Source organism: Photobacterium sp. BZF1 (genome assembly GCF_014349205.1).
Taxonomy (GTDB): Bacteria; Pseudomonadota; Gammaproteobacteria; order Enterobacterales; family Vibrionaceae; genus Photobacterium.
Window position 1 is genome coordinate 1 of sequence record NZ_JACSOF010000068.1, and the last position, 18,006, is coordinate 18,006.

Annotated in this window: 18 protein-coding genes and 1 riboswitch; of the genes, 9 read left to right on the forward strand and 9 right to left on the reverse strand. The window is 47.7% G+C overall.

The features are described from left to right. Positions 1-180, forward strand: a 180-nt coding sequence (locus BIZ37_RS30275) for a hypothetical protein (protein ID WP_222939706.1), incomplete at its 5' end; no start/stop codon positions are given. Between the two features lie 407 nt (positions 181-587). Next, positions 588-980 (forward strand): MerR family DNA-binding transcriptional regulator, encoded by a 393-nt coding sequence (locus tag BIZ37_RS16015; protein ID WP_187462324.1) that lies wholly within the window; start codon positions 588-590, stop codon positions 978-980. A 104-nt stretch (positions 981-1,084) separates the two neighbouring features. Here the strand turns inward: BIZ37_RS16015 and BIZ37_RS16020 are convergent, their stop codons facing one another. The 6 genes from BIZ37_RS16020 to moaA all read right to left on the reverse strand — a co-directional run bounded on the left by BIZ37_RS16020 (position 1,085) and on the right by moaA (position 5,587). After that, positions 1,085-2,116 carry a porin gene (locus BIZ37_RS16020; RefSeq protein WP_187462325.1) on the reverse strand — a complete coding sequence of 344 codons (1,032 nt, stop codon included), beginning with the start codon at positions 2,114-2,116 and terminating at the stop codon, positions 1,085-1,087. Positions 2,117-2,602: 486 nt separating this feature from the next. After that, a complete protein-coding gene (locus BIZ37_RS16025; RefSeq protein WP_107298659.1) occupies positions 2,603-3,139 on the reverse strand; it encodes a hypothetical protein in 537 nt (178 codons plus the stop codon). Positions 3,140-3,379: 240 nt separating this feature from the next. Continuing rightward, positions 3,380-3,829, reverse strand: coding sequence for a molybdopterin synthase catalytic subunit MoaE (gene moaE, locus BIZ37_RS16030; RefSeq protein ID WP_107298658.1), 450 nt, complete (start codon positions 3,827-3,829; stop codon positions 3,380-3,382). A gap of 2 nt (positions 3,830-3,831) precedes the next feature. Beyond that, positions 3,832-4,077 carry a molybdopterin synthase sulfur carrier subunit gene (moaD, locus tag BIZ37_RS16035; RefSeq protein WP_187462326.1) on the reverse strand — a complete coding sequence of 82 codons (246 nt, stop codon included), beginning with the start codon at positions 4,075-4,077 and terminating at the stop codon, positions 3,832-3,834. Next, positions 4,074-4,553 carry a cyclic pyranopterin monophosphate synthase MoaC gene (moaC, locus tag BIZ37_RS16040; protein WP_039456847.1) on the reverse strand — a complete coding sequence of 160 codons (480 nt, stop codon included), beginning with the start codon at positions 4,551-4,553 and terminating at the stop codon, positions 4,074-4,076. The genes moaD and moaC overlap by 4 nt, the downstream gene beginning before the upstream one ends. A gap of 44 nt (positions 4,554-4,597) precedes the next feature. Continuing rightward, the gene (gene moaA / locus BIZ37_RS16045; RefSeq protein WP_187462327.1) at positions 4,598-5,587 is read right to left on the reverse strand and encodes a GTP 3',8-cyclase MoaA; all 990 of its coding nucleotides are present in this window, start codon (positions 5,585-5,587) and stop codon (positions 4,598-4,600) included. Continuing rightward, a riboswitch (molybdenum cofactor riboswitch) is annotated at positions 5,576-5,719 on the reverse strand. It overlaps the preceding gene by 12 nt. A 179-nt stretch (positions 5,720-5,898) precedes the next feature. Here moaA and BIZ37_RS16050 point away from each other — a divergent pair. From BIZ37_RS16050 to yvcK, 3 genes are all read left to right on the forward strand, one after another. Next, complete coding sequence (locus tag BIZ37_RS16050) at positions 5,899-6,126, forward strand: hypothetical protein (protein WP_107298655.1); 228 nt, start codon at positions 5,899-5,901, stop codon at positions 6,124-6,126. Positions 6,127-6,280: 154 nt separating this feature from the next. Then, positions 6,281-6,856 (forward strand): LON peptidase substrate-binding domain-containing protein, encoded by a 576-nt coding sequence (locus tag BIZ37_RS16055; RefSeq protein ID WP_187462328.1) that lies wholly within the window; start codon positions 6,281-6,283, stop codon positions 6,854-6,856. 210 nt (positions 6,857-7,066) lie between these two features. Next, positions 7,067-7,972: a uridine diphosphate-N-acetylglucosamine-binding protein YvcK gene (gene yvcK / locus BIZ37_RS16060; protein WP_187462329.1), complete on the forward strand. Its 906-nt coding sequence runs from the start codon at positions 7,067-7,069 to the stop codon at positions 7,970-7,972. On the opposite strand, the gene BIZ37_RS16065 is transcribed toward yvcK, so the two are convergent. The 3 genes from BIZ37_RS16065 to uvrB all read right to left on the reverse strand — a co-directional run bounded on the left by BIZ37_RS16065 (position 7,934) and on the right by uvrB (position 12,187). Beyond that, positions 7,934-8,293 carry an Hpt domain-containing protein gene (locus BIZ37_RS16065; protein WP_107298652.1) on the reverse strand — a complete coding sequence of 120 codons (360 nt, stop codon included), beginning with the start codon at positions 8,291-8,293 and terminating at the stop codon, positions 7,934-7,936. The genes yvcK and BIZ37_RS16065 overlap by 39 nt on opposite strands. Before the next feature lie 18 nt (positions 8,294-8,311). Then, positions 8,312-9,754, reverse strand: coding sequence for a quorum-sensing sigma-54 dependent transcriptional regulator LuxO (gene luxO, locus BIZ37_RS16070; RefSeq protein ID WP_187462330.1), 1,443 nt, complete (start codon positions 9,752-9,754; stop codon positions 8,312-8,314). 396 nt (positions 9,755-10,150) lie between these two features. Beyond that, a complete protein-coding gene (uvrB, locus tag BIZ37_RS16075; protein ID WP_187462331.1) occupies positions 10,151-12,187 on the reverse strand; it encodes an excinuclease ABC subunit UvrB in 2,037 nt (678 codons plus the stop codon). A gap of 862 nt (positions 12,188-13,049) precedes the next feature. Between uvrB and rsxA the strand changes: the two genes are divergently transcribed. Genes rsxA through rsxD form a run of 4 tightly spaced genes read left to right on the forward strand, consistent with a single transcriptional unit; the run spans position 13,050 to position 18,006 of the window. Next, positions 13,050-13,631, forward strand: coding sequence for an electron transport complex subunit RsxA (gene rsxA, locus BIZ37_RS16080; protein WP_187462332.1), 582 nt, complete (start codon positions 13,050-13,052; stop codon positions 13,629-13,631). A 1-nt stretch (position 13,632) separates the two neighbouring features. Next, positions 13,633-14,214 (forward strand): electron transport complex subunit RsxB, encoded by a 582-nt coding sequence (gene rsxB, locus BIZ37_RS16085; protein ID WP_107298648.1) that lies wholly within the window; start codon positions 13,633-13,635, stop codon positions 14,212-14,214. 1 nt (position 14,215) lies between these two features. Continuing rightward, on the forward strand, positions 14,216-16,957 hold the full coding sequence (rsxC, locus tag BIZ37_RS16090; RefSeq protein WP_187462333.1) for an electron transport complex subunit RsxC: 2,742 nt from the start codon (positions 14,216-14,218) through the stop codon (positions 16,955-16,957). A 2-nt stretch (positions 16,958-16,959) separates the two neighbouring features. Next, the gene (gene rsxD / locus BIZ37_RS16095; RefSeq protein WP_187462334.1) at positions 16,960-18,006 is read left to right on the forward strand and encodes an electron transport complex subunit RsxD; all 1,047 of its coding nucleotides are present in this window, start codon (positions 16,960-16,962) and stop codon (positions 18,004-18,006) included.

Genomic DNA, 18,006 nt, shown 5'->3' on the forward strand with positions numbered 1-18,006 from the left:
GCACTATTGACCCATAAGTTATCTGTATTCTATGCCTCAACTCTCTTTGCCGCAGGTGGGCTAGATAAGGTCTGGCACAGCATTAACTATGGCACAGGATTCGAAATCCTGCCTGATGTACCACGGCAAGCACGTGTTTATAATAACCAAAATGCATATAAAAATTATTTGATAGACTAAGTTATCACATAGTGAACTTTTCAACTTTGATACGTTTCTATCACTCCCCATTAACGCTACTATCATTTTGTTGGTTAAACCTTTGGTTTAACCATCATTCCGTTCCCGTTCCGTTATCCTTGAGAGTAAAGAAAAAATGAGACCAGCTGGTTGTTTTTCGCGTCCAAGCCCTTCCCGCGTCCGCCACGGCTATGTGCCAAAATCACGCAAGCCAAAAGCGGAATAAGCGTATCAACTTGATAGACAAGTCCACAAAGCCCCTCATCGAGGGGCTTTCTTTTCTTACTTGCCAGCCTTTGCTAAGCAGTACATGTTAGAAACTTGTGATCTTCATCTTGTTATGAAATGATCCGTGAAGATCAGGGATCAATCATAGATAAAAAGTATAATGCCGCAGGGAAGAAACTATGGATATCAACAAGCCAACTGACGCGTATACCATTTCCCAACTTGCCGAGGAGTTTTCAGTTACCCTTCGTAGCATCCGGTTTTATGAGGATCAGGGCCTACTCACACCCATGCGGCAAGGAAAAGTGAGGATATTTTCGAGGCATGACAGAGCGAGGCTGATCCTCATACTACGGGGAAAGCGACTGGGTTTTAGTCTGCAAGAGATACAGGAACTGTTCCAACTCTATGACTCTGGCGCTCAGACCCCCTCACAGGTACAGCAAATGCTGCAGACCATCCAATTACGCCAACAAAGACTCAAACAGCAGCAGAGCGATATCAACCTGTTGATGATGGAACTCAATGCTGCCGAGCGTAAATGCTACCAGCACTTAAAGAAATTTGATTAACCTCCTCCTTTATATACCTTTTAGTCATTCCAGTTTTTTTTGGCATAAAAAAACCCGGCGCATGGCCGGGCAAAAAATAAATAAGACAATGAACGTTTGGGTGATTACCAGTAAACGCGGGCACCTACAGCGAAGCTGCTCTCGCCGTCTGCAGAGGCAACGCCTACGAAGCTGTCACTACCTTTGTTAGTGTAACCAAGCGTATCACCATCAGCATATGCGTACTCAACATAGATTCGTGACCAGCTGTTGAAGTGGTAGTCAGTGCCAACGTAGAACACTTTACCGTCACCATCTGTATCCAGTACTTTTGATTCTTGCTCTACATATTCATAGCCAGCGTACGCTGTTGCATTGTCAGCCCAGCTGTAAGTACCTGCAAGGCTGAAGCCATCTTCATCGATAGTTGCACCAGTGCCTTTGTTCTCAAGCTCAGCATTGTAGTAAGTAAAACCAATCAGGGCTGGGCCGAATGTATATTCAACCGTACCTTCGTAGTAGGTGTTTTCAATATCAGCAGTTTCACCGTCAACATCAAAAGTCTTATCGCGGTTTACACCACCACCGATGTGGAAGTTGAAGTCACCAAGGCTAGAAGCAACATATAGTTCTGCTAGCTCTTGGTTAGTATCATCTTCTGCCAAACCAACGTTACCCGCGACGATGAAGTTTTCACCTTCGTAGTTGTATTTGATTAGAGAATCGTGACGGGCACCTGAAAGGGTTGAGTAACGTAATGCGGTACCGCCGAAGAAATATGAGTAATCTGCGCCGTAGATATCATCCGCAACCACCCACTGGCGGCCGAATGAGAACTTACCGAAATCTGTGTCTACACCGGCGAAGTGTAGGCGGTTTTTCATGGTGTAATCTTCAGAAGCTGTGTTGTAGTTCAAACCGAACTCAACCTTACCGAAGATATCTACCGAATCTGTAACAGCGTACTGTGCCTGTACACCTGCACGTGAAGAACCAGCATTCAAAGTGACATCCTTGCCATCTAGCTTTTTCACCTCAGTACGAAGCTGACCGTAAAAATCGACTAGAGCTTCGTCGGTTTTAAGGATTTCAACTGCTGATGCGGAGTTGGCGAAAAATACTGCTGGGATTGCTACTGCTAGAAGTGTTTTTTTCATTTTTACTTACCTGTAATAATTTTTTTAATCTTTCTGACTCGTCCTGAGCCGAAATGAAACATAACAACAACAAAAAAATTCATCAACAGAGCAAAAAACCGACACAAAAAAGTAAAACAACATAAAACACCAACCTAAAACAACCTAAAGGCAAGCATAAAAAATCACAAAAAACCTCAAAACCCCCATCATTATTCAAAAAACCCCGCAGTCTGTTAAGGTTTTATTCAGCTAGCAACTAGTCTAAATTTGAAATCTATCAATAACAAAATGGAATAAGAAGTTTATAAAATAAAAAAATAGATATAAGAAACACAACCAAACGGTTACTTTTTGAACTATAAACGAAACAAAACATTAACAAGTGGAACGAGTTTAACGGGCAACAACCCGCTTATTCGATAGGAAACCAGATCAATAAAAAAGGGAGCAGCTTGATAGCTGCTCCCTTTTTAACAAACGATGGGTGAATGATTAACTCAAAACTTAATGAAGCGGTATATGAATCATCCAAATATCATGTCGATCTTGGTGATATGCACCTTGGTCAATAATCTTGTTCAAATACGCCAATCTATGGTGACCTTCCAGAAGATTATAAGGTGCTCTTAGCGACTTGCCATTGACCATAGGAATATCACGTTCATACTTCAAAACGATTGGTGCTTGTGGCCAAGTCCCCTTCTCTTGCATTTCTTGTACAAGCCAACTTCGTTGAAAAATTGGGTTGGTCATACGACGTGATAATTTATCAACGACCTCTTGATGAGGGGTGCGGATCTGTGACTGAATTTGCTCACTGGTCCAGGACTGTAGTTCGAACCGCATTGACTGAAAATCCAGCCAACCCCAGTTACAGACAACCCCCTTCCAATGTCGATATAGCCACTGCTTCAGTACATCGTCGGGAAAATTGGGGAGAACCTGATTGGCTTTCGGCTGCCACTCTTCCCAAGATTCACAGTGGCGGCCGCCAAAACCCTCTGGCTCAAGTTCATAGAGTAGTCGATCGCTCCTGATCATAGGCGTACTCCTTCTATTGCTTGCATTGCATCTGGCTTAGTCCAACAAGCCAGCAAAACCATAACCATTCACTTTAAATGGTTATTTATACCCTTAATTCCAAAGTAGCATAGAGATTGGTGAAAAAATAGCTGAATAATAAAGAAAGTTTATGCGCGTGTGGCGTGTGGCGTGTGGCGTGTGGCGTGTGGCGTGGTTATATTGGCACCTGCAAGATACAGGTGCCAGAAATAAGCAAAATTATTTTTGCTTCCAGCGATCAGCTGCTGATGTATCCGTTTCGCGAGCATCAACCCAGCGAGACTCATCCGGCGTTTGCTCTTTCTTCCAGAATGGCGCACGGGTTTTAAGAAAGTCCATGATGAACTCACAGGCTTCGAATGCCGCACCACGGTGGGCACTGGTCACGCCAACGAAGACAATCTGATCACCCAACTCAAGATCACCCACTCGGTGGATAACACGCGTTTTCAGCAAAGGCCAGCGCTCGCGGGCTTGCTCGACAATCTCTTCCAGAGACTTCTCAGTCATTCCCGGGTAATGCTCCAACGACAAACCTGTTACGGCATCCCCTTGGTTGAAGTCACGCACCTTCCCGACAAAGGTAACGACCGCTCCGGCATCAGTCCCTTCTGACAGCAGAGCATATTCCTCAGCAACAGAAAAATCATCAAATTGAACTGAAATCATGCTTAACCCCCTGTTACAGGCGGGAAGAAAGCAACCTCGTCACCATCTTTGATTTCACTGTCCAAAGAGCTGATAGTTTGGTTAATGGCCACCAGCAGTTTGCCCTGCTCCAATGCCAATTGCCATTTATCCCCTTTTTCCGTCAAATGCTGGCGCAAAGATTCAGCGGTAGTAAAGTCAGCCGCTACCTCTAGGTGATCAACACCCACCAACTCTTTAACCTGAGCGAAGAATAATACGTTAATCATGATTCCACCTTAAAATGCCCAGACTTGCCGCCCGTTTTTTCCAGTAGGCGCACTTGGCCAATCACCATGTCTTTCTGGACAGCCTTACACATGTCATAGATTGTCAGGGCGGCAACAGATGCCGCTGTCAGCGCTTCCATCTCAACGCCGGTTTTACCTGCCAGTTTACAGCACGACTCAATACGAACCATGTTTTCTGCTTCAATGGCTTCCAGTTGTACTTCGACTTTCGATAGTAGCAATGGATGGCAAAGAGGGATCAAATCCCAAGTTTTTTTCGCGGCCTGGATACCGGCAATGCGCGCGGTGGCAAATACGTCGCCTTTGTGGTGCTGACCCGAAACGATCAACTGTAGAGTTTCTGGCGCCATATGCACAAAAGCTTCAGCGCGTGCTTCTCGAACCGTGTCATTTTTCGCTGACACGTCAACCATGTTAGCTTCCCCAGAAGCATTGATATGCGTAAATTGGTTCATCCGTCTGTCCCAAAACAGAAAAAGAAAATTTGAAAAGGTGGCGTTTAGCCACCAATAGAGGCTAGGTTTGGTGTCATGCCGGTATTTCCCTCATCGAGGAAATGGCTCACCGCTTTTTCAGCCAAACCACCTTGAATGCGGGCAATAAGCTCATCGCGCTGCTCATCTTGCTGAAGCAGATCACGTAAATCCACACCATGGTCGCCAAACAGACATAAGTGCAGTTTACCCAACGCAGAGACGCGCAAGCGGTTGCAGCTCTTACAGAAATCTTTCTCGTAAGGCATGATCAATCCAATTTCACCCTGGTAATCAGGATGACAAAAGACCTGCGCCGGGCCGTCATTGTTGCTTTTCAGCTTCAATACCCAGCCATTAGCTATAAGGTAGTTTCGAATGCTGACACCCGAGACGTGGTGGTTGTTGAACAGCTCGTCCATTTCACCGGTCTGCATCAGTTCGATAAAGCGCAGCTGGATTGGCCGCGTCTTGATCCAGTCAAGGAACTGCGGTAGCTGCTGGGAGTTGAGGTCTTTGAGCAATACCGTATTGACCTTGACCTGCTCAAAACCGGCGTCAAATGCCGCATCGATCCCTTCCATCACCTGATTAAACATGTTCTCACCGGTTATCTGGTAGAACATTTTAGGATCAAGGCTATCAACACTGACATTGATATGGGTAAGGCCGGCTTCTCGCCACTCGTGAACATGCTTGGCCATGCGATAGCCATTGGTCGTAGTAGCGACTTTACGGATACCCGGTTGCTCGGCAACGGTACGAATGATATCGGTAAAATCACGACGTAGACTTGGCTCACCGCCAGTAATGCGCACTTTTGACGTGCCACACTCGGCAAACGCGCCTGTCACGCGCTCGATTTCATCGAGCGTCAGGAAGGATGGCTTCTTCTTCTGTTGAGGATGGTAGCCATCAGGAAGGCAATAGGTACATTTAAAGTTACAGACGTCTGTAACCGACAATCGCAAGTAATAGAACTTGCGATGAAAATTATCTTCAAATTGTTTCGCCACGGAACACCTTTCCAAGTACGGGAGGCCGATGCATTTCTTTATCGACCCTGGTGACAACCTGTCACTGGCTTTAGTCACTTATCCCTTTGCTAAAAGGAACTTAGTGAAGAAAGCTCGGAGCATGGCAATTGTACAGCACCGGATAAAACCAAAATGCGCACAACAGCGTATTACTTATAAAAATATCAGAGGAATGGCCATACAGGCAAACCTCACAGGTTTTTCGTGCTGCATTCTACCTTTCAGCCGATTTCACGACAATACTACTAAAGGGAATACCCGAAAATTTTCTTACTAATAGTGAGGATATTATGTCCAATATTATTGAATCTGCGACAGTCGATGATATTGCCCTCTACTTACAACGCGAAGAGGGGCTCGATTCGGCACACGCCCGTGAGCAGGCCAAATTAGTTATTAATGGTTTTATTGATATGCAGGAGAAAGGATTAATCAAGGGCTGGTACTTTGATGAGCAAAGCCACTTGGAGTTATTACCTAGTGATAGCGCCATGAAAATCATTGCGAATCAAAAATAATTCGCAAAATGCAATTTGCGAATTGGTACTTTTTTGCATTTTACAACGATAAATAGAGTCAAACGCGCTAGAAATCGTTTTTTTAGGCGGTATGTAATCTTGGTATCCCATTTGCAATGTCTATTTCATCAGACAACAGCAACCGGATTAGACTATGAATACTTACATACCGCTACTATTCCAAAAACGCCACGTCTTACCCGGTGGACGCATCCCTCTCCGTATTGCTCCTGGGCCTCAGATGGCAGCATTCAAAGCCGCAATGCGAGAAGGTAACAGTTTTGGTGTTTGTATGTTTGACCAAGACGAACACGGCCATCACTTCTTCCAAATCGGCACACGTGTCACAGTTGAAGACTTCGACGTTTCGCCTAACAACGGTTGTTTAATCGTTACTGTTGCCGGACATGAAAATTTTACCATTGATCATATGGAAGAAACTGACGACGGTTTTTTCTGTGGCGATTGCCAATTCATTCCGCCTTGGCCAGAAACAGAAGTTCGCCAAGACCAGCAGATTTTGGCAGAGAAGCTCAAACAAATGTTCAATAAACACCCGGAGCTTGGTGAACTACACCAGAAAAAGCAATTTGATAATCTGAGCTGGCTCTGTCAGCGTTGGCTCGAATTACTCCCCGTACCTGCCAGTGAAAAGCAGATGCTGTTAAGTGCACCGAACTGCTCAGACACATATGACTATCTGATTAGCATCATGCAAAAACCGCATTAACTCGTGTTCCTTATCAACTGCTGTAATGCTGTACCTGCTTCAACTGCCGTACTAACCAATTGGCCCTCAACTTGTTTGAGGGCATTTTTTTACCCTCTCTTCGTCCACAATCCGTGACTGGCGTACCACAACAATGACATATTTTGTCTTCAGTGTGGTTAACGCGTTACACTGCAATTAATCTACTTAGCTCACACTTTTCTGCCAACGATGACCTATACAACAGAAAAAAGTATTAATGAAACCAAAATTGTCGCTATTGGAGGCGGTCATGGCCTGGGCCGTATGCTTTCGGCTCTCTCTGAGTTTGGCGAGAATGTCACCGGCATTGTCACCACAACGGACAATGGCGGTTCAACCGGTCGTATCCGAGCCTGCCAGGGTGGTATCGCCTGGGGGGATACCAGAAACTGTATTAACCAGCTCATTACTGAGCCGTCTGTTGGCTCGATGATCTTCGAATACCGCTTCCGGGGTAATGGTGAATTAAACGGCCACAACCTAGGGAACCTGATGCTAAAAGCACTGGATAACCTCTCGGTGAGGCCTCTGGAAGCGATCAATTTGATCCGCGATATGCTAAAGGTGAAAACCCATATCGTGCCGATGACCGAACACCCAGCTGATCTTTCCGCCATGACAACAGGCGGAGAGATCATTTGTGGTGAGACCAGCGTTGATGAGTTGTCTGATATCCCTCAGCGTTTATATATTGAGCCTGCAGTGCCGGCAACCAAAGAAGCGGTCGTCGCGATTCAGCAAGCCGATATCGTTCTGCTAGGTCCGGGCAGTTTCCTAACAAGTGTGATGCCGCCATTGCTACTGAAAGAAATCGAAGTGGCATTGAAGAAGTGCCAGGCCAAAATTGTCTTTGTCACCAACTTGGACAAAGAGTATGGGCCAGCAGGGATGATGGACCTGTCACAAATGCTCAATTGGTGTGAGCGTTCGATGGGCGGTCGCCTAATAGATACTGTACTTACCGATGTCAAACGTGAGGAGCTGGATGAGAGATACAACCAGCACATTGCCTCACTCGCATCGAATAACCATCAATGGCGACACGACAGGGAAAAGTTAAAACAGGCTATTCACGGGATTATCATGGCTGGCTAGGCGCTTGTACTCAACCGCCATCCCTTCAACCATCTGCCTGAACTCAGGCAGGTGGTCTACAATCCACTCGTCCTGTCCTTGCTTAACACGCGACTCACACTCTTGCGCCATATCAGCAAGATCATCAGCACCAAAGCTGGCCGCACTACTTTTAATGGCGTGACTGATCTCTCTAACCTGCTTGATCGAAGGCTGATCGGAAAGCTGTCGCTGGTACTGCTCCAATTCATCGCTAAATACATTGAGGAGTAATGTCAATGTTTCCTCGCCGACTTCATCTGCCATGCGTTTGATGGTTTCAGCATTAATTGTCATTGCCATGTATTTCTCTCCCTACAACTAACCTTGCGCTTCCTGCCAGGTTTGTAATTTACGGTAAATTGTTGACGGGCTAACTTCCAACAAACCCGCAGCACGTGGAATATTGCCATCACAAGCGTCAATTGCGGCTTGGATTGCGCGCTTCTCAACAATCCACAGCGGTTCAACCTGCGATTTATCTATTATTTGTGTTGTGCTTGTCTGTAGCTGAGGTGACTCCTCAGACGTATTTCCAGAAGCAACAGGTTGATGTGATGCAATTTTAACGCCACCTTGGTTTATTGGTGGGGGTACCATTTCCAAGGTCACTTCTTCACCAGAATTTAACACAACTATGTTGCGAATAACGTTTTGCAGTTCACGAACATTACCTTGCCAGTGGTACTGTTCAAATAAAGTGCTAACTTGCGGTGAAAAGCGGGTGAAGTTTTTGCCTTCTTCGACTGACATCAGCGCCAGTAGGGCGTGGGCTATCTCCATGACATCGCCACCACGTTCACGAAGCGGTGGCAAGGTCACAGGGATGACATGCAATCTATAGTAGAGATCTTCACGAAAACGCCCTTCTTGCACTTCTAGCCATGGATTCCTATTGGTCGCGCAAACAAAGCGAACATCCACGGTACTGGTTTTTGAAGAACCCACCTTTTGATAGGTACCGGTTTGGATAAACCGAAGCAATTTGCTTTGCAAATCCAAATCCATTTCACACAGTTCATCAAGGAACAACGTACCATTGTTGGCTAATTCAACCGCGCCCTGACGCTCTGTCGATGCGCCGGTAAACGCCCCTTTCACATGGCCAAATAATTCACTTTCGATCAACTCTTTAGGAATGGCTGCACAGTTGAGGGCGACAAACGGTTTGTCATTGCGAGGACTTGCTGCGTGCACGGCTTCTGCACACACTTCTTTACCAGTACCACTTTCCCCGGTAATAAATACCGTTGCTTTACTGGATGCAGCAGATTCAATAACCCGGTAAACCGCCTGCATTGGCAAGCTGTTACCAATAAAGCCTTGGTATTGAGCCCCTGATTGCTTAGACGTCGACTGGGACGTTTCGCCTTTGGCCTTCCTGTCTTCGTCCTTTAGCGCATTATTGACCGTGACACGTAATCGATCGGCCTCACATGGCTTGATCAAAAAGTCTTTAGCGCCATAACGCATGGCCTCGACCGCAACATCAATGGAGCCATGCGCTGTCATGATGACAACGGGGATACTCGGGTTATCCCGCTTTACCTCTTCTAAAACTTGCATGCCTTCCATATCTGGCAATCTCAAGTCAAGTAAGATGAGATCGGGCGTGACGTCTTTGACGAATTCCAGTGCTTCGGTCCCCGTACCGACAATGGTTACGGATACGCCCAGTGGATTGAGGTATGACTTATATAACGCTGCGACTGAGGCCGTATCTTCAACCATCAGAATACGGCGTTGGTTTGTTCTGCTTTCCATTGCCCCTCCAAGTCCCATCAATCTTTACTAATTGTAAACAAAAGAAAAAATATGGTGCGACTTTTTCTAAGTAATCGCTTAAATATAGCCAAACTATCATGCCATTAGCATTATGAATCGCATATTGGTTTGCAAAATGCAAATTCCTATCCACAAATTATTACTATAGACGACTAATTTTGCTGTTAACCCCCTAAAAAAGTACAACTAAAGAGGACTATAAAAAGTTGGCACGCATACTGCTTTAATAAAATTGACTCTTCCTGAGAGTCAACCTAGCCAACTGACGTTGTTTGTGGAATTATTTCACTAAAACAATGACGCCAACCGAACCTATTATCGGTTGGCTTTTTTTTGCCTGCGATTTACCACGTTTCCAAAATGCACAGGCTCTGATTAGCTATTGGCAATAAATTGCTCTCTCAATGTGTGAATTTTATCCCTAAGATCCGCTGCTGTTTCAAACTCCAGGTTCTGGGCAGCATCGTACATGTCTTTTTCAAGCCGTAGGATTTCAGTCTCCAATTCTTGTGGAGACATTGTGGTATAAGTCCCTTTCTTCTCGGCCACTTTATGAAGCTGTGCTGCTCGGTTGGCTTTATTGCCTTTACCGGGCGCACCAAGTTCCATGATATCTGACACTTTAGTCTCGAGCGCTTTAGGCACAATGCCATGCTTTTCGTTATGGGCAATCTGCTTGTCACGACGACGCTCGGTCTCATTCATCGCCCGCTCCATTGAGCCGGTGATCCTATCGGCATAGAGAATCGCCCTACCTTCCAAGTTACGAGCTGCTCGGCCTATAGTCTGGATCAACGAACGTTCTGAGCGTAAGAAACCTTCTTTATCTGCATCAAGGATCGCCACCAGCGACACTTCTGGCATATCCAAGCCCTCGCGCAACAAGTTGATCCCAACCAGTACGTCGAACTCACCCAAGCGCAGATCACGAATGATCTCAACCCTTTCTACCGTATCGACATCCGAGTGCAGGTAGCGCACTCTTACATCATGTTCGGTCAAGTACTCGGTGAGATCTTCTGCCATGCGCTTGGTCAGGGTCGTGACCAGTACCCTCTCCTGCTTGGCCTCGCGGATCCGGATCTCCGACAGTAGATCATCCACCTGGGTCGCAACTGGACGCACTTCAATTTGCGGATCCAGCAAGCCCGTCGGCCTGACTACTTGTTCTGCAATATCCCCACCAGATTTCTCGATCTCATACTTGCCAGGCGTTGCCGAGATATATAGTGTCTGCGGTGCCAAAGACTCAAACTCTTCAAACTTAAGCGGCCTATTATCCAATGCAGAAGGGAGGCGGAAACCATATTCCACCAAATTCTCCTTGCGCGAACGGTCGCCGCGATACATGGCGCCGATTTGTGAGACGGTGACATGGGACTCATCGATGATCAGCAGGCCATCCGGTGGAAGGTAGTCAAACAAGGTTGGTGGCGGCTCACCCTCGACACGGCCGCTGAGGTAACGGGAATAGTTTTCGATCCCCGAGCAAAAGCCCAGCTCCATCATCATCTCGATATCGAACTGGGTTCGTTGGCTAATACGCTGCTCTTCAACCAGCTTGTTGTTTTCCAACAGCTGCTTTTTACGCCCTTCAAGCTCATCTTTAATGCCATCGATAGCTTCCAGCACCCGCTCCCTAGGCGTTACGTAGTGAGTTTTAGGGTAAATAGTGCAACGAGGTAGGTCCCGCTGAAGGATGGCCCCTGTCAGCGGGTCAAACATACTGATGCAATCCACCTCATCATCAAACAGCTCGATCCTTACCGCTTCTTTTTCAGATTCAGCCGGGAAAATATCGATCACTTCTCCCCTTACCCGGAAATTACCACGCTCAAAAGCCACATCATTTCGGGTGTATTGCAGTTCGGCCAAGCGACGCAGCACATCACGCTGGTCCAAAATATCGCCACGACGTACGTGCAACATCATCTTGAGGTAGGAATCAGGGTCGCCCAGACCATAGATAGCCGATACCGACGCAACAATGATTACATCGCGACGCTCCATCAAGGCCTTGGTGGCAGAAAGGCGCATCTGCTCGATGTGAGCATTCACTGACGCATCTTTTTCAATGAAGGTGTCTGTCGTTGGTACATAGGCTTCCGGCTGATAGTAGTCGTAGTAGGAGACAAAGTACTCGACCGCGTTCTCTGGAAAGAACTCTTTCATTTCGCCGTAAAGCTGCGCCGCCAAGGTCTTGTTCGGGGCAAGGATCAAAGTTGGCCTGTCTGCCTCGGCAATTACATTGGCCACCGTGAATGTTTTACCGGTACCTGTTGCGCCCAACAACGTCTGGTGAGCGAGCCCTGAATCCAAACCTTCAAGTAACTGATTGATAGCCGTTGGCTGGTCACCGGAAGGAGAATAGCGGGAAGAAAGTTTGAACGTCTTACTTGAAGGATTTTCCATGATATAAAACCGTACTGGTTAGATGATCAGTATTGCTGACCATTGTCCTACGACTGAAAGTTATGTCAATAACCCTCACCGGAAATGACAAACGAGAGTGCCCTTAATCATAATAATAAATCTTGACCGCCGCTGGTTAGCCGCGTATTATCACCGCCCACGCAACAATCCTATGTTGTTTACCTTCCGGTCAGCTTGGCCATAATTTCTTTTCTTCAAAATATGCTTTTGAGGAAACTTTCCACAACTTATCCAAGTTTTGATTTATATCAATTCACAGCATAGTTGCATCTAATTTATCTCTAAAGTAATCACTCTATCTTTAACCCCCAGCACATTTTTCTCCTCTAACACCCCACCTATAACAGTGGTTTATTGCATATCCGATCTTGGTCACATTTTAACCACAACGGCATAGAGATGAACGAGAACCCTAGTTTCCAAGCATCCATCAACATAGTTATCCACAGTTTCCGTGGATAAGTGGGCTAAACCCTTGTGCTGTCTGGGCTGAAGGAAATCAAGCTATTTTTTAGTACCAAATTGACCAATGAAGCAAATTTCTACGTATCAAAACGCGGTTGGTTACAAAACGAACAAGAATTAACTAAACAGGCATTTTCTTCGGTAATGCTTTGCATGTTTGTCCAGATATACTGGCAAGTATAACCACGCCACATCATGGATAAATTAAACGACCAGACTGGGCAAAAATGTTAATAGCGCATTAAGTTGCATTAACTTTGCAGCAATGAATGGCGAAAAGGTCGCCGAAGAAGAAAAACCCTGCTCAAGGGGAGTTGTTATAGGTGCAACAAAGGAAGATAATATAAGGATCTTTTGCAAATAGTATTACGGCGGTATGACTGAATACCTACTCCTCCTCGTAGGTACAGTGTTGGTCAACAACTTTGTACTGGTTAAATTTTTAGGACTTTGTCCCTTCATGGGGGTTTCCAAAAAACTGGAAACGGCCATTGGTATGGGGCTAGCGACCACTTTTGTGCTTACATTGGCGTCAGTGTGTGCTTACTTAGTCGAAACCTACATTCTCGTACCTTTAGGTATCCAATACCTTAGAACGCTAAGTTTTATCTTAGTGATTGCGGTAGTTGTACAGTTCACAGAAATGGTGGTACACAAAACGAGCCCGACCCTATACCGCTTGCTGGGCATCTTCCTACCGCTGATCACCTCAAACTGTGCCGTTCTGGGTGTGGCCCTGCTCAACATCAACGAGCGCCACAACTTCATTGAGTCGGTTATTTATGGTTTCGGTGCCGCTGCTGGTTTCTCTTTAGTCCTCATTCTTTTCGCTTCCATGCGTGAACGTATTGCTGCAGCAGATGTACCAGCTCCGTTTAAAGGCGCTTCCATTGCGATGATCACTGCAGGTCTTATGTCACTTGCCTTTATGGGCTTTACTGGATTGGTGAAACTGTAACATGAGTGGATTAATCATTGCTGTGATTGCCATTGCAGCCCTAGCCGCAATTTTCGGTTTGATATTGGGCTTTGCATCGATCCGTTTTAAGGTCGAAGCCGATCCTATCGTCGAGCAAATTGACGCTATCTTGCCCCAGACCCAGTGTGGTCAATGTGGCTACCCTGGCTGTCGCCCTTACGCTGAAGCTATCGCTAACGGAGATGACATCAACAAGTGTCCTCCAGGTGGTCAGCAGACCATCGAAAAGCTCGCTGATTTAATGGGTGTAGAGGTTCAGGAATCTGCCCACGATGCAGAGAAAAGCATCAAGAAAGTCGCCTTTATTCATGAAGATATGTGTATTGGCTGCACCAAATGTATTCAAGCTTGTCCTGTTGATGCGATTGTTGGGGGGACGAAAGCCCTGCATACGGTCATCAAAGATGAGTGTACCGGCTGTGATCTTTGTGTGGCACCCTGCCCGACCGATTGTATTGAAATGATCCCGGTAGAAACAACGCCTGAGAGCTGGCAATGGGATTTGAACCAAATCCCTGTTGTGAATATTCCAGCCGATAACAATGAAAGCACGGTGAAGTAACATGCTGTCTATTATTGAACAAATCAAACAAGGTCAGCTGTGGGACTTCCCAGGCGGTATCCACCCTGCCGAGAATAAGACCCTGTCGAACCGTACTGCGATCACTCATGCAGGCGTTCCCGACGAATTGGTACTTCCGCTCAAGCAGCATATCGGTACCAAAGGCGAGATCTTGGTCAGTGTTGGTGACAAAGTGCTGAAAGGTCAGCCATTGACCAAAAGTGACATGAGCATGTGTGTGCCAGTCCATGCGCCGACATCGGGCACCGTCACAGCCATTGAACAGAGAACCACTGCCCACCCTTCTGGTCTGAGTGATCTCAGCGTTGTTATCAAAAGTGATGGCGAAGACCAATGGGGCTCCCAGCACAAGATTGCTGACTACGAATCCCTTGAGCCCGCCGAACTCATCGATGCTATCCGCCTAAGCGGCATTGCCGGCCTTGGTGGTGCAGGTTTCCCGACCGGCCGTAAGCTACAAGGTAGCCTCGGGTTGGCGGATATTTTGATTATCAACGCCGCGGAGTGTGAACCTTACATTACTGCCGACGATCGTCTGATGCAGGACTACGCAGAAGAGGTGATCGAGGGGATCAGGATCCTTCGCCATATCGTCAAGCCGAAACTAACCCTGATCGGTATTGAAGATAACAAGCCGGAAGCTATCAAGGCACTGGAAAAATGTGTGTCTGCACAAGACAACATTATCATCCGTGTGATACCGACCAAATACCCTTCGGGTAGCTCTAAGCAATTGGTAAAACTCCTGACCGGCCGTGAAGTGCCAACCCAATCACGCTCTTCGGCTGTTGGCGTTGTGGTACAGAATGTCGGTACCGCATTTGCTGTCAAGCGCGCCATTATTGATGGTGAACCGCTGATTGAGCGTGTCGTCACCCTAACCGGCGAGGCTTTCAAACAACGTGGTAACGTTTTTGCCCGCTTAGGAACACCTATTTCCTACTTGCTGGATAATTACGGCTACAAACCGGACCGCAAGTATCCGCGTGTGATTATTGGTGGCTCGTTAATGGGCTTCACGCTGCCGCACGCCAATGTGCCGATCACCAAGATCACTAACTGTATCCTGACGCCGAAACGTCGTGAGTTGCCCCTTCATACCCACGAAATGGCATGTATCCGATGCAGCGCCTGTGCTGATGCCTGTCCAACCTCTCTGTTGCCACAGCAGCTACAGTGGTATGCCAAGGACAAAGACTACGACAAATGTGAAGAGTACAACCTATTCGACTGTATCGAATGTGGTGCTTGTGCCTATGTGTGTCCAAGCGAAATCCCGCTAGTTAACTATTACCGCAAAGCCAAAGCTGAAATATGGGCTAACCAGCAAGAAGCCGCGAATGCCGAACGTGCCAAACAGCGTTTCGAAGCCAAGCAAGCCCGTTTTGAGCGCGACAAAGCTGCACGAGAAAACCGCTTTAAGAAAGCAGCCGAAGACCGCCGCAAGGATATGGCAGCGAAAGGTGGTGATGATGCTGTGGCTGCTGCCATTGCCCGAGTCAAAGCAAAACAAGCCGCCGCTAGCTCAGAAACAGCAGATAAGAAACCCGCTGTAGCCGCAGCCATTGCCCGTGCCAAAGCTAAACAAGCAGAGGCGGCTAATGCCTCAAATGCAGCACCGAAGATCACTAGCGCTGTACCTGATAACAGCGAAATGGCAAAACTGCGTGAAGAGCGCAAGCGCCAAGCTCGTGAACGCAAAGCTGCCAAGCTCGCCGAACAGACTGAAACTGACGCTGAAAATCCAGCAGAGCAAAGCGCTGATAGCAAGAAAGACGCTGTTGCTGCAGCCATTGCCCGCGCTAAGGCCCGTAAGGCTGCTCAGCAAGCTGATGCGAAAGCAGAGCCAACGGAAGAACAACCTGCCAGTGCAGAATCTGATCCAAAGAAAGCTGCTGTCGCTGCCGCTATAGCTCGTGCCAAAGCGCGTAAAGCTGCACAGGAGTCAGGTGGCGAGCCTGAACAGCCAACCGAAGATACAGCAACACAAGCTGATGCTGATCCGAAGAAGGCCGCTGTCGCTGCTGCTGTTGCACGCGCCAAAGCTCGCAAGGCTGCCCAACAGGCACAAGCTAAAGCACCTGCCGAAGAAGCCAAGCCAGAGCAAACTGACGATGCTGAGGTTGATCCGAAGAAAGCTGCTGTTGCCGCTGCCGTAGCACGAGCCAAGGCACGCAAGGCTGCTCAACAGGCACAAGCTGAAGCACCTGCTGAACAAGACAAGCCAGAGCAAGTTGACGACGCTGACGTTGATCCGAAGAAAGCTGCTGTTGCCGCTGCCGTAGCACGAGCCAAGGCACGCAAGGCTGCTCAACAGGCACAAGCTGAAGCACCTGTTGAAGAAGCCAAGCCAGAGCAAACTGACGACGCTGACGTTGATCCGAAGAAAGCCGCTGTCGCTGCTGCCGTTGCACGCGCTAAAGCTCGTAAGGCTGCACAGCAGGCACAAGTTGAAGCACCTGCCGAAGAAGCCCAGCCAGAGCAAACTGACGACGCTGACGTAGATCCGAAGAAAGCCGCTGTCGCTGCTGCTGTTGCACGCGCCAAGGCACGCAAGGCTGCTCAACAGGCACAAGCCGAAGCACCTGCTGAACAAGACAAGCCAGAGCAAACTGACGACGCTGACGTTGATCCGAAGAAAGCCGCTGTCGCAGCTGCCGTTGCCCGCGCTAAGGCACGTAAAGCTGCGAAAGAAGCACAAGAAAATAATGAGGAAAACTAACTGTGGCTTTTAATATTGCAAGCTCCCCCCATGCCCACAGTCGCCGAAGCACCAGCAGCTTGATGCGCACTGTTATCCTTTGTACTGGCTTGGGCGTTGCCGCCCAATGGTACTTCTTTGGCTGGGGCGTACTGCTCCAAATCGCGCTGGCTGCATCATTATGTGTGGCTACTGAAGCTGTGATTCTAAAACTACGCCAGCGCCCTTTGATGCCATATTTGCGTGATAACAGCGCATTGTTAACTGGTGTATTGATTGGCCTGTCTATTCCACCTCTGGCACCTTGGTGGATAAGTGTTATTGGCTGCCTATTTGCGATTGTCATCGCCAAACACCTTTATGGTGGGTTGGGACAAAACCTGTTCAACCCGGCCATGGTGGCTTATGTCGTTCTGCTGATTTCATTCCCACTACAAATGACCACCTGGCTACCACCGCAATCATTGGCGGCAGAGCCTGTTAGTTTGTTGGATAGTGTGACGGCAATCCTAACGGGCTTCACCCCTGACGGTTTCAGCGTTCATCAGCTTCGTATGTCGGTCGACGGCGTGACAATGGCGACACCGCTTGATACGTTAAAAACATCACTGACAACAGGCCATACGGCAACAGAGATCCTTTCTGGCCCTGTTTTTGGCCTAATTGGCGGGATCGGTTGGGAGTGGGTCAACCTCGGCTTTTTGATCGGCGGCCTGATCATGTTGAAAATGCGCGTGATCCAGTGGCATATCCCTGCAGGTATGCTCGGTGCATTGTTCGTCATCAGTACCATTGCGTTTATGATCAGCCCTGATAATACCGCTTCACCACTGTTCCACCTGTTCTCAGGTGCGACCATGCTAGGTGCTTTTTTCATTGCGACCGATCCTGTCTCGGCCTCGACCACCGTCAAGGGCCGCTTGATCTTCGGCGCTGTGATCGGCGTGCTGGTCTTTTTGATCCGTACCTTCGGTGGCTTCCCTGACGGTGTCGCCTTCAGCGTTCTGCTCGCTAACATGTGTGTGCCGCTGATTGACTACTACACCCGACCACGCACCTTCGGCCACTGA

What these genes read in the sequence shown, in the direction of transcription:
- yvcK (WP_187462329.1), top strand. Translation starts at nt 7,067, where the DNA reads ATGACCTATACAACAGAAAAAAGTATTAATGAAACCAAAATTGTCGCT.
- BIZ37_RS16050 (WP_107298655.1), top strand. Translation starts at nt 5,899, where the DNA reads ATGTCCAATATTATTGAATCTGCGACAGTCGATGATATTGCCCTCTAC.
- BIZ37_RS16025 (WP_107298659.1), bottom strand. Translation starts at nt 3,139, where the DNA reads ATGATCAGGAGCGATCGACTACTCTATGAACTTGAGCCAGAGGGTTTT.
- BIZ37_RS16065 (WP_107298652.1), bottom strand. Translation starts at nt 8,293, where the DNA reads ATGGCAATGACAATTAATGCTGAAACCATCAAACGCATGGCAGATGAA.
- rsxC (WP_187462333.1), top strand. Translation starts at nt 14,216, where the DNA reads ATGCTGTCTATTATTGAACAAATCAAACAAGGTCAGCTGTGGGACTTC.
- BIZ37_RS16015 (WP_187462324.1), top strand. Translation starts at nt 588, where the DNA reads ATGGATATCAACAAGCCAACTGACGCGTATACCATTTCCCAACTTGCC.
- rsxB (WP_107298648.1), top strand. Translation starts at nt 13,633, where the DNA reads ATGAGTGGATTAATCATTGCTGTGATTGCCATTGCAGCCCTAGCCGCA.
- uvrB (WP_187462331.1), bottom strand. Translation starts at nt 12,187, where the DNA reads ATGGAAAATCCTTCAAGTAAGACGTTCAAACTTTCTTCCCGCTATTCT.
- moaD (WP_187462326.1), bottom strand. Translation starts at nt 4,077, where the DNA reads ATGATTAACGTATTATTCTTCGCTCAGGTTAAAGAGTTGGTGGGTGTT.
- luxO (WP_187462330.1), bottom strand. Translation starts at nt 9,754, where the DNA reads ATGGAAAGCAGAACAAACCAACGCCGTATTCTGATGGTTGAAGATACG.
- BIZ37_RS16055 (WP_187462328.1), top strand. Translation starts at nt 6,281, where the DNA reads ATGAATACTTACATACCGCTACTATTCCAAAAACGCCACGTCTTACCC.
- moaC (WP_039456847.1), bottom strand. Translation starts at nt 4,553, where the DNA reads ATGAACCAATTTACGCATATCAATGCTTCTGGGGAAGCTAACATGGTT.
- moaE (WP_107298658.1), bottom strand. Translation starts at nt 3,829, where the DNA reads ATGATTTCAGTTCAATTTGATGATTTTTCTGTTGCTGAGGAATATGCT.
- BIZ37_RS16020 (WP_187462325.1), bottom strand. Translation starts at nt 2,116, where the DNA reads ATGAAAAAAACACTTCTAGCAGTAGCAATCCCAGCAGTATTTTTCGCC.
- rsxA (WP_187462332.1), top strand. Translation starts at nt 13,050, where the DNA reads ATGACTGAATACCTACTCCTCCTCGTAGGTACAGTGTTGGTCAACAAC.